This is a genomic window from Pontibacterium sinense (assembly GCF_015209595.1).
GTDB classification, from domain to species: Bacteria; Pseudomonadota; Gammaproteobacteria; order Pseudomonadales; family Balneatricaceae; genus Pontibacterium; species Pontibacterium sinense.
In genome coordinates this window covers 123811-135220 of record NZ_JADEYS010000015.1, presented here as the reverse complement: position 1 = coordinate 135220, position 11410 = coordinate 123811, and the positions used below count along the sequence as shown (strand labels likewise).

Annotated in this window: 6 protein-coding genes and 5 tRNA genes; 5 read left to right on the top strand and 6 right to left on the bottom strand. The window is 49.9% G+C overall.

The genetic code is table 11. The features are described 5' to 3' along the window. A partial coding sequence (locus IOQ59_RS14835; protein ID WP_503826739.1) for a calcium-binding protein occupies positions 1-1368 on the top strand: 1368 nt, incomplete at its 5' end. A gap of 160 nt (positions 1369-1528) precedes the next feature. Here the strand turns inward: IOQ59_RS14835 and IOQ59_RS14830 are convergent. The 6 genes from IOQ59_RS14830 to IOQ59_RS14805 all read right to left on the bottom strand — a co-directional run bounded on the left by IOQ59_RS14830 (position 1529) and on the right by IOQ59_RS14805 (position 3581). Continuing rightward, entirely contained in the window at positions 1529-2932 is a 1404-nt protein-coding gene (locus tag IOQ59_RS14830; protein WP_193954164.1) for an SEL1-like repeat-containing protein kinase family protein, read from the bottom strand. A 99-nt stretch (positions 2933-3031) separates the two neighbouring features. After that, a tRNA-Pro gene (locus IOQ59_RS14825) sits at positions 3032-3108 on the bottom strand. A gap of 65 nt (positions 3109-3173) precedes the next feature. Further along, positions 3174-3250: transfer RNA gene (locus IOQ59_RS14820), tRNA-Pro, on the bottom strand. 62 nt (positions 3251-3312) lie between these two features. After that, a tRNA-Pro gene (locus IOQ59_RS14815) sits at positions 3313-3389 on the bottom strand. A gap of 2 nt (positions 3390-3391) precedes the next feature. Then, a tRNA-Asn gene (locus IOQ59_RS14810) sits at positions 3392-3467 on the bottom strand. Positions 3468-3505: 38 nt separating this feature from the next. Then, positions 3506-3581, bottom strand: a tRNA-Asn gene (locus IOQ59_RS14805). Positions 3582-3892: 311 nt separating this feature from the next. Between IOQ59_RS14805 and ycaO the strand changes: the two genes are divergently transcribed. The 4 genes from ycaO (at position 3893) to IOQ59_RS14785 (ending at position 11388) form a co-directional block, all read left to right on the top strand. Further along, complete coding sequence (gene ycaO, locus IOQ59_RS14800) at positions 3893-5632, top strand: 30S ribosomal protein S12 methylthiotransferase accessory factor YcaO (RefSeq protein ID WP_193954163.1); 1740 nt, start codon at positions 3893-3895, stop codon at positions 5630-5632. Positions 5633-5870: 238 nt separating this feature from the next. Further along, a complete protein-coding gene (locus IOQ59_RS14795) occupies positions 5871-7274 on the top strand; it encodes a Wadjet anti-phage system protein JetA family protein (protein WP_193954162.1) in 1404 nt (467 codons plus the stop codon). After that, complete coding sequence (locus IOQ59_RS14790) at positions 7275-7937, top strand: DUF4194 domain-containing protein (RefSeq protein WP_193954161.1); 663 nt, start codon at positions 7275-7277, stop codon at positions 7935-7937. Then, positions 7921-11388: an SbcC/MukB-like Walker B domain-containing protein gene (locus IOQ59_RS14785; protein ID WP_193954160.1), complete on the top strand. Its 3468-nt coding sequence runs from the start codon at positions 7921-7923 to the stop codon at positions 11386-11388. Before IOQ59_RS14790 ends, IOQ59_RS14785 begins: the two co-directional genes overlap by 17 nt. Positions 11389-11410 lie beyond the last annotated feature (22 nt).

Here is an 11410-nt window from a genome sequence, read left to right as displayed (position 1 = left end):
GGTTCTAAGGACGACGGTTCCAAAGACAAAGGTTCTAAGGACGACGGTTCCAAAGACAAAGGTTCTAAGGACGACGGTTCCAAAGACAAGGGTTCTAAGGACGACGGCTCCAAAGACAAGGGTTCTAAGGACGACGGTTCCAAAGACAAGGGTTCTAAGGACGACGGCTCCAAAGACAAAGGTTCTAAGGACGACGGTTCCAAAGACAAGGGTTCTAAGGACGACGGCTCCAAAGACAAAGGTTCTAAGGACGACGGCTCCAAAGACAAAGGTTCTAAGGACGACGGCTCCAAGGATAAAGGTTCTAAGGACGACGGCTTCAAGGACAAAGGTTCTAAGGACGACGGTTCCAAAGATAAAGGTTCTAAGGATGACGGCTCCAAAGATAAAGGTTCTAAGGACGACGGCTCCAAGGACAAAGGTTCTAAGGACGATGGTAATTGCGGTGAGCCAGAAGCCGGGTGCGACACTGGAGTAGAAGATGGGCGCCTGCAAGGTGGTGAGCTGGTAGCTGGTACTGCGTGTGATGATGTTATTACTGATATGGCTGGGGCTCAGGTCATCAAAACTTATCAGGGTGATGATGTGGTATTGGCCGGAGAGGGTGACAATTCCGTTTACCTGGGTGAAGGCAACGATTTTTATAAGGCCACAGGTAATGGTGATGACTTTGTGATGGCGTGTGATGGCGATGACGCGGTTCTCACAGGTGATGGTGAAGATATCATTCAGGCCGGTACGGGTAATGATGTTGTTTATTCCGGGGCTGGTCGCGATATTCTCGAAGGTGGCGAGGGTAATGATGTTCTGGTTTCAGAAGCAGGAAATGATGTTCTGTTTGGTGGGGCTGGCAATGATGTGCTGAAGGCGGGTGAAGGTAACGACGTAATCTACACCGGCATTGGTGATAATTTTGCGAATGCAGGTAGTGGTGATGACTTTGTTGTAGCAGGTGAAGGTGCGGATACGCTATTGGGCGCGCAGGGAGACGATACACTGTGGGGCGGCGCCGGAAATGATGTGGTTGCTGGTGGTGCAGGAGATGACACCCTGCAGGGCAACGAAGGTAACGATAAGCTATTAGGTGGTGAGGGTAATGATTCTGCCTACGGTGGTGATGGCTCGGATACTTACGTTGCGCAAAGCGGTGTGGACTACTTTGATGGTGGTACAGGTGCCTGGACTGATACGGTTCAATTTGAAGCTCAGGCGGGGAATGATTTTGTAATTTATGCAAATGGTGAGCGTCAAGAATTTGATGTAGCGGATCAGGCTTTGTCTTTGGATGCAGATAGTTCCGGTGTTGTTGCGTTTGCAGATGGATCTGAGGTTGCCTTTAGTAATCTTGAGTTGATCGAGTGGAGCTAATTTAATACTCGACGCATTTAAATAAAAGCCGCTGCATGTGCTATCTCTAACGAGTGGTGCTGCAGCGGCTTTTTTGTGGGTATTTAGTTTGGTTGATCGAGGGTTTGTTCGTGCTGAATGCAAGGCCGCCGAGTCTGTTCGGATAGGGTGTCTCTTGGGTTTATAGCTTTTTCAGACGTTGCTGGGCCTTCGTATGATCTTGTGCTGCGGCTAACCCGTACCAGAAGCGAGCCATGTCTTTATGGTTGATGTCCTGGTTGGGTGTCACTTGGTTTTCATACATGAGTCCCAGATTAAATTGGGATGCTTTAAACCCTGAGTATGCCGCTCTCTGGTAGAGCGTAAATGCGTTGGCTTGCTTGTTGTCGTTTTCTAGCTTGATGGCTACGGTATTCTGCGCACGCTCATGTCCGTTCTGAGCGGCCTGTTGGTACCAGTGCATTGCTTTCTGTTTGTTGCCCTTTCTTTCATAAAGTCGAGCCAGGTTGTATTGGCTGAAGGCGTTATCTGAGCTGGCCGCTTTTAAGTACCAGTGAAGTGCCTGTTCTTCGTTTCCCTGGTTCATGTGTAGTAGTGCAAGATTATTTTGTGCACGAGAAAATCCCGCTTCAGCTGCCTGTGTATACCAGTACAGCGCATCGCTGGTGTTTTCGTCTTCACAAAGAAGGGCGTAGCGATATTGCCCAAACGGAATGTTTTTTCGTGCCGCTTCGGCGAAGCACTCTTCTTCCGATGGGGTGGTTTTCACCTTTTTGTTGGGTTTCTTTAATTTTGTGTCGCTGAGAGGCTTGGCTACGAGCTGGGCTAGTTGGTTGAGTAGCTCCGTCATCCCTATGCGTTTAGTGGGGGACTTTTGCAGCATGCTTTCTAGTAGGGTGTGCACATCGCTTGAAATGCCATCAGGCAAATTAACCTGGTGTGTGCAGTGACAGAGCATTTTGTGTGCATCGGACGTTGCGTGGATATTAAACGGCAAGGTGCCGGTTAGTAGATAGAACAATGATACGCCTAAGGCATATATGTCTGATCCCGCGTGGTGATAGCCGTGATATTTCTCTGGTGCGGTGTAGCTAAAGTCGGTTTTGGTTATTTCGCTGCGAGGCGTATCGGCGGCTTCGGCGATGCCGAAATCGGTCAGCGTCAGTGTGTTGTGTTGGTCAATCAGCACGTTGGAGGGTTTGATGTCCAGATGATGAATGCCAAGGTTATGCAAGGCATCGATAACTTTACACAGCGTGAAGGTGAAGTTGATCGCGCTTTTTTCGGAGATTGGTCCCAGGCGATCAATACGGTTTTTGAGTGGTTCGCCTTCAATGTAGTCAGTTAAAATAACCAATTGATCCTGATGACGAATTGCACGAAAAAATTGCTGTGTGTTTTCTACGCCGGATACCGCATGCAGCGATAGGACTTCCTGTTCGAAAATGGAATGGTCGGTGATGTCGTTGAACTTCTTTGCTGCGAACTCTCGGTAGGGTGGTTCTTGTTCCTGAACCCGGTAAACGGTTGAAAATCCACCGTTTGCTACCTCTTCGAGTATTTCGTATCCACACAAAAACGCCATAAGTATCCATCAATGTAACGTAGAAAAGATACATGGGATTTTAACACTGAATTAAAGATGTGTTTGGCGGTGGATAAGAAAGGTGGGAATAATTTTTAATGGTCGGAGTGGAGGGATTCGAACCCCCGACCCTCTGCTCCCAAAGCAGATGCGCTACCAAGCTGCGCTACACTCCGACTATAGGTTGTTTATCGTGTGGAAGATAAACAGGGTGCATATATATGCAATTGTAATACTTAAATGGTCGGAGTGGAGGGATTCGAACCCCCGACCCTCTGCTCCCAAAGCAGATGCGCTACCAAGCTGCGCTACACTCCGACTAATAAGTTGTTTATCGTTGGTAGATAAACGGTGCACTATTAATGCATGTAAGGTTTAAATGGTCGGAGTGGAGGGATTCGAACCCCCGACCCTCTGCTCCCAAAGCAGATGCGCTACCAAGCTGCGCTACACTCCGATTGGCTCCTCGAGCTGGACTCGAACCAGCGACCAATAGATTAACAGTCTACTGCTCTACCAACTGAGCTATCGAGGAACATTTAAACACTTACTTTCACTGATTGATACCGAGGTTGGCTCCTCGAGCTGGACTCGAACCAGCGACCAATAGATTAACAGTCTACTGCTCTACCAACTGAGCTATCGAGGAATCGTCTCAACCAGTGGCGGCGTATATTAATGATGCCCCCGAAGACCGTCAAGGGTTTTTTTTTAAATAATTTCAATAAGATCAGTTGATCACAGTTGCTTCTGTATTTGCGTTATAATCGCCCGCTCAAGAAAGCCGGACCCATTGATCGGGAACGCATTGTTCAGACTAAAGCAGTATCAAGTTGCTTTACGCCTTCGCTTATAAAAAGACTTTACGCGGGTAACCGCTGTGGCTGTTGTTTGAAGCTGATCCTTCAAACTGAACCCGATAAGTAATGTTGGTGTGATCCCAACAGAGGATTATTCAGAATGACCCGAATTCTTGGTAAAGATGCGCCGCTGGAAGAAACCATCAGACGTATGACCAATGGCCTGCGTCAGTTAGGCTTTGATATCGAAGAAGTGCATTGGTTGAATCCGGTACCCAACGTATGGTCGGTGCATATCCGTGACCGTAGTTATCCAATGCTATTTACCAACGGCAAAGGGGCGACCCGTGAAGCTGCGTTGGCGAGTGCGCTGGGTGAGTATTTTGAGCGTTTAAGCTGTAATTACTTCTTTGCTGACTACTTTTGGGGTAACACCGCCGCTGAAGACGCATTTGTACATTATCCAAATGAGCGCTGGTTCTCACTGGAAGGCGACGAAATTCCAGAAGGTCTGCTAGACGAACCGACGCTGCATCATTACAACTTCAGTGGTGAGCTGACAGCGCCGATGTTGGTTGATACCAATTCCGGGAATGCCCGCCGTGGCATCTGTGCGATACCGTTTGAACGACAGCGTACGGGCGATCAGGTCTGGTTTCCGGTGAATATCATCGGCAACCTGTATGTCAGCAACGGCATGTCCGCTGGCAACACTATGTGGGAAGCGCGTGTACAAGCGCTGTCTGAGATTTTTGAACGTCATATTAAGAACACCATTATCTCGTCGGGCATCAGTCTGCCGAGCATTCCTGATGAGGTCGTGTCGCGTTATCCGCGTATTGAAGCCTCTATCGAAGCCCTGCGCAGTCGAGGTTTTGGTGTGGTGGTTAAAGATGCTTCACTGGGTGGTAAGTTTCCGCTGGTCAATGTGACGCTGCTGAATCCACAAAATGGCGGTGTGTGTGCGTCCTTTGGGGCTCACCCAAAATTTGAAGTGGCGTTGGAACGTACGGTGACTGATCTATTGCAAGGACGTGCATTAGATCAATTGGATGTATTTCCTGCCCCAAGCTTTGATATTCAGGATGTGGCTGATCAGCATAATCTTGAAACCCATTTCATAGATTCCAGCGGTATTGTTGTCTGGGATCTGTTGGCGGGCAAGAGTGACTACGAATATACCGAGTGGAATATCGAGGGCGATACTAAAGCCGAGTTTGATCACTTGTGCCACCTGATACATCGTGTGGATATGGATATCTATATCGCTGATTACGAGCATCTGGGTATATACAGCTGCCGTATTGTTGTACCAGGCATGTCAGAAATCTATCCGGTGGAAGACTTGGTTTGGGACAACAACGCAGCAGGAGTGCCTTTCCGCCGCCGTTGCCTGCATCTGCCCGAGCTGGACCACGCCGGATATGAAGCGCTGCTGGAAGAGTTAGAAGAGCTGAGCGTTGATGATCAGCAGCCCGTTGCTGAGTTTTTGGGGATTGTGCCTGATCCGGGTACGCCTTGGCAGACACTGCGTATGGGTGAATTGAAAGGTTTGCTGTGTCTGATGATCGGCGACTTAGAGAATGCTCACGCTTGGGTGGAATGGACACTGCACTTCGGGCATCTGTCTGATGAGCGCACCGCACTGTACCGCTGCTTATTCCAGTGCCTGTCATTTGAGCTGGATGATGAGCGTAACCTGACAAGCTACGAAGCCGTTCTGCGCCTGGCGCATAAAGGTGAATATGTTGATCGCAGCCTGCAAATGTTGGTAGGTGAATCCGTACTGTCTGATCTGCCATCTGACGATGGTTCATTGCGCCAGTTTGCTAGTCACGTCGGTATGCTGGAAGCCTACCAGCGTCTGCAGGATGCTAAGGCTCTCTTTCATAAAAATTGAGTGTTATCTGAAGCGTGTTCAAAGCCACAGTGGTTGAGGTTAATCACTGTGGCTTTGTTGTTTCAGGCATCGGAAAACAGGATTACAAGCGATCATTTTAAGCCGAACTGCTGACTTGTCCTGAAAGTCCTTCAGGTAGAGGGGGTTATCCCTTTTTTGTCGGCGCAGGCTGGGCTAGAATCCATCTCTTCGGTCTGTAAAAGCAGACACCAACAGCGTTAAGAATTTAAGGGTTCAAATGCTCTTTCATAAGTTGCCTGATGACTTATTTATGCCGCTTTCGGGGCAGAACCGCCAGATATATCAGGTGGTTTTGTTGTCGTTGGCTGATGTGTTTTTTGATGAGGATCTGATTGATCCCTTCGTGCCCAAGGATTTGGTGCGTTCCACCATTGAAGATACGGTGATCCGTATGGGTGTGAGGCGCTGGGTGCCGGAAGAGGACGATGGTGAAGATCAGGTAGAGATACCGCGATCCAGCAGTGAATATGCCAGTCGAATCTACCGTCGTCTGGTGACTACCGGATGGCTGGAGGAGGAACAGCGGGTTTATCGTACCTATGTGCTGTTGTCGCCTTCAATCAGCTTCCTGCTGCGAACACTTGTATCGATCTCCAAGTTGGAAAAACGCAGCTACGGTGGTGCGGTACTGAACGTACTCAGCTCGCTGGAAGCCGCGATCAGTGATCCGGCCGGACGTGGTATCACGTTGGCAGAAGCCTCACAGACTGCCTCTGATTTTAGTGCCCATCTGACGGATATGATGTTGGGCCTGCGTGAGCTGAAAATCAATCTGTCACAGAGCAACAATCCTCAGGAGATTGTGCGGAACTTCTTTGAACGTTTCGTAGAACACATCTTGGTCTCTGACTATAAGACGCTGAAAACCAAGAACAACCCGTTCCGTTTCCGCCGCCAGATCCTGTCGATGTTACGGGAGCTGCAATTTGACGCTTACAAAGTCGATCTCCTGGCTAAACATTATCAGGAACAGTATGAAACGGATTACCACGATGCTGAAGGCATGGTGCATCAGCATATCAACCGTATTATCCGTATCTTTGAGTCCGTAGATCAGCGTCTGGCGACGATCGATGATTTCCGTTACCGGTTGGAAAAACGTGTGGCGGATACGGTTCGTTACATGGACAAAACCACGCCGGGTATGGCTGCACGTATCTCCCGTGTGATTACTGAAATCGCGCGTAGAGACGAATCTGAGTTGCCACCGATTACCACATTGGAAGAGCAGGGCTTTATCTGTGATCGCAGTGTGCGCTCGCCAATACGGCGTCGTGTACAGACTGAGCCTAGAGTCATTACGCAGTCGGAGATCGATCCGCGTGTACTGGAGTTAAGACGACTGTTTAAAGAATATAAAGATCGTCGTGATGTCAGTCCGGACAAGGTGGAAATGTATCTGGAACGCCACCTGATAGGTCGTGATCTGATCAACGCCAGTGAGTTTGATATCCAAACCATCGAAGACTACATCTGTTTCAGTTATGTACGCCATTTACCTTCGATGGGGAAAAAAGCCCGCAAAACGATCGAGAAATACGATATCCGTTTTGAAGAACAGTATGTCAATGTTGCCGGCATGGTTAAGTGCCGGGACTTCGTGATCCAAAGGAAACGCTAGATGTTAGGTGACCTGCAAAAAATCATCAGTCGCAGTGACAAATATCAGGCAGCCGATTTCTCGCGTGCTGCTAACCAGTTGCTGACCCACCAGTTTCTATACGCGGATCGTCCTGCACACCGTGAAAGCTACTTTCTGGTGGCATCCCATGTGGATTACTTTACCAACCTGCTTGAAGCGATAGGCTGGAGCTTCGTGTACCAACCAGATGAAGCCTATATGGGTATTTTGCCAAAAGGCGAAGAGCGATACCTGCGCCTGAAGCTGGATGAATCGCTGTTGTTGCTGTGTCTACGCCAGCAGTACGAGCAGAAGTTGGAGTCCTTTGAGGTGGATGGGGGGAAAGCGTTTACCTGCACTGACGAGCTGCTTTCAACGTACGAGAACCTGACCGGAAAGGAGATCCCGAACGAAACTCGCCTGAAAGAGATTTTGTCGCTGTTCTCCCGTCATGGTTTGATCGAGCGCGGTAAAGCTGAAGAATCCGATCCTAAAAACCTGCCGTTGCGAATCAACCCTGTTATCCGTCAGGTGGTGGTCGAAGACTATATCGGTCAGCTCGAAGGCTTGTGTGAAAACGAAGTAGAAATTGAAGCCGAAGCTGCGGCGCAAGAAAACGAACAGATTGAAGAAGGGGCGGGTGCCGATGAAGCAGCTCAATAGAATTGTACTGGTTAACTGGTACGTACTGGGCGCTATTGAGATCCCAATCAAAGGCAGTGTAGCGATTGTCGGACCGAACGGTTCAGGTAAGTCCTCATTGCTGGATGCCATTCAGACGGTGCTGATGGGGGGGCATAAACGCCACTTAAGCTTTAACGCCTCCGCAGGTGACAAGAGTGAGCGTAGCCTGCGTACCTACTGTCTTGGTTTTCTGGATGGAGATGGCAAGAAAAGCACGGCGCGTGAAGACTCGCTGAGCTACATGGCACTGAGTTTCTTTGATACGGAAACGGCACAAGAGACGTGTGTGGGCATCGCTATCAGTGCCTCTACGGCATCACCGGATGAAGAGATTTTGGGGCGTTTCATTCTGCCGAACTTTTCCGTGCATTTGGATGATTTTACCACCAAGGAAGATGAAGGGCGTCTGCCGCGCGGGTGGCCGGATGTTCGTGACAGCTTGCTGAAGCAATGTCCGGATATGGTGCTGGAGAAACGTGCCAGTCGCTTTATTCGCGAGCTGGTGACGCACTTAAGTTACGATCCTCAGATGCCGAATGACGACGACAAATTCGTCAAAAACTTCAAAAATGCGCTGAAGTTTGTCCCGATTGATAGTCCAACCCGCTTCATCCGTGAGTTTGTACTGGATGAAAATATTGTTCATGTGGGTGCGTTCCGTAAGTCGCTGGATGAATATCGGGCGATGGAGCAGAAAACCAAAGAGGTTTCTGACCGCATTGCTGAGCTGGAGAAAGTCCAGGATTCCTGCAAGGGGATCGAGCGAAATGTGAAGAATGCCGTTGAGTATGAGTGGGTCGTTCATGAAAGCCGCTTTGAAAATGCTGACCTGAAGAAAGAGGAGTCTGAAGAACGCCTCGAGAAGAATCAGGATAAAGAGCAGCAGGTACAGCAGGATCTGGAAACAACCGGCGCTGACCTTAACGCTGTGATGCAGCAGCTTGCGGAAGCGCGGGCTGATCTCAATAACACCGATTCGGCACATAAAATTAAGGCACTCGAAAGCACGGTTGCTGCGAAAACACACGAACACAGTGTCGTTGAAGAGCGCATTCAGAACGTCTACAACCTGTTACGCACCGCGGTTGGTTTTGCCAATTACGAAAAGCACCTTCCAGACAACTTCCTGCCGGTGGTGAAAAAGTCGGTTGAACTCTGGCGTTCGGGTCAGGACATGATGGGTGCTGTCTGGCCACAGAATCCAGTGGAAGTTGATCACAATCTGGAGCATCTGAAGAGCAGCGTTGATGCGGTCCGCCGTGATATTGCACGTCGCTTCGAAAGCTCGGTCATTCGTATGAATGAACTGCGCAGCGAAATTCAGAGCCAGAAAAGCAATGTGGAGCAGCTGAAGCAGGGGCGTGCACCGGTACGTCGCAATACCCGCGAGCTGATGGAGTTGCTGGACGAGTACGGCATTGAGTCCACGCCGATCTGTGAGTTGGTCGACATCAATGACGACAAATGGCGTATCGCGCTGGAGTCTTTCCTGGGGGCGCGCCGTGAAGCCCTGATTGTTGAGCCGGATCGTGTAAAAGAAGCGATCACACTCTATCGCCGGAAAGGTCGTCACCTGAAAGGTTGCCGTATCGTTAACACCACCAAATCAGGTGAGTGGCTGAGCCGTTACAAAGCCGGTTCTTTGGCGCATTTCATTGATACGGATAATGATCACGCCCGTGCGTATATGAACCGTGCGCTGGGTGGGGTGATGGCGGTTGAAACAGAAACCGAACTGTTGCGTCATGAGCGTGCGTTGACCTATGACTGCATGTTGCAGACAGAAGGTTCTACCACTGCGATTAACGAACAGCAGCCGATTATGGGAATCCGTCGCCGAGGCTGTCAGCTGGAAATCCAGGGCAAACAGGTTGACCAGATGGTCGCTGAGTTTACCGAACTGGGCAAAAGCCACGACTCTCTGGAGAAGTTGCGTGACTCCCTGATCAGCCTGACCACCAATCTGGTCGGTGTGAACGAGCGGGTCTTCGATCTGGTCAATCAGCGTGAACAGCTGAATACCGAGATTGAAGGGTACCGTCAGGCCGTGGTTGATCTGCACAATCAGGACGATACTGGTATCCAGAACCGGATAACCGAACTGGTCGCCGCGCAGAAAGAGACGGAACAGAAGCAGAAGTCACTGATGGACAAGCTGCAGAAAGTCCGTACCGCGATGATCAAAGACACTGCGGCGCTGGAGGTCCTGACTCAGGAGTTGGACGAACACGCTGTGGCGCGTTCTGCTTGCGAACAGAAAGCGGTATTTGATGCACAGGCTGCACAGGAAAAACGCGATTATCTGGACGAGTCCTGTGGTGGCGAGCTGGAGCGCATTATCTTTGATGCAGCGAAGAAAGCGCAGTCCGAACTCAGCCTGCATGAGAAGAAGAAAAACGGTGTTCGTGATGCGGTGGCGCAGTATAAAGCCCGCTATCATGGCGGCGGTTTGAGCCACCAGACACTGGATAAGATTAGCCCGGATTCGACCCACGAAGAGCTGGAAGCGTTTGTAAACGAGACGGTCCAGTCGCTGCGTGATTCTGAGTTGGCAAACTACAGTCAAAAAGCCGAACGCGCACGCCTTGAGGCAGAAACAGCGTTCCGCTCCGACTTTGTGGCACATTTGCATGATCAGATTAATAAGATCAAAGATCTGATCCGTGAGCTGAACCAGCATCTGAAGAACCGTCCGTTCCATCGTGAGATGTACAGCTTTGAAATGATGCCAAACCCGGAGTTGAAAGATATTCTGGAGCTGGTCGAAGCTTATACCCGTGTTGATCAGGCGAACGTGGGTTCTCTGTTCGATATGAAGTTTGATGAAGATAAACCCCATCAGGATGCGCTGGCTAAGATTCATGACGTGCTGAAGGATGAGGGTGAAAGTAGCCTGTTGCAGGATTACCGTAACTTCTACAACTTCGAGCTGGTCGTAAAAGATCTGCAGGGTAATCGTAAGACAACCCTGACCCAGCGTATCAAAACCGGTTCCGGTGGTGAGCATCAGGTGCCGTTCTATGTGGCAATTGCCGCTGCACAGGGCGCCACCTATCGACTGCGCGAGAATGCGGACGGTCAGCCGGTGGGTGGTATGAGTCTGGCGGTGTTTGATGAGGCCTTTAACAAGCTGGATTCCGAAAACACCGTTACGTCTCTGGGCTTTATGGATGATCTGGGTTTGCAGACGATTATTGCGGCGCCGGATGAGAAGTACTCACTGCTGAGTTCTTGCATGGAAACCATCATCAACGTGTGCCGTGATGGCCGCGTGGTGGATATCGATGTGGAATTTCCCACCGAAGAGGGCCGCAAGCTACTGAACTCTGATAATCCGCTGAAGATTATGAAAGAGATTGATGCAGCTGAAGCCCAGGCACGTGGCGAATCTGAAAGTGCATCTGCTGATACTGAAGCTGAGCCTGCTTAAACTGACATAACGGCTCTATCTG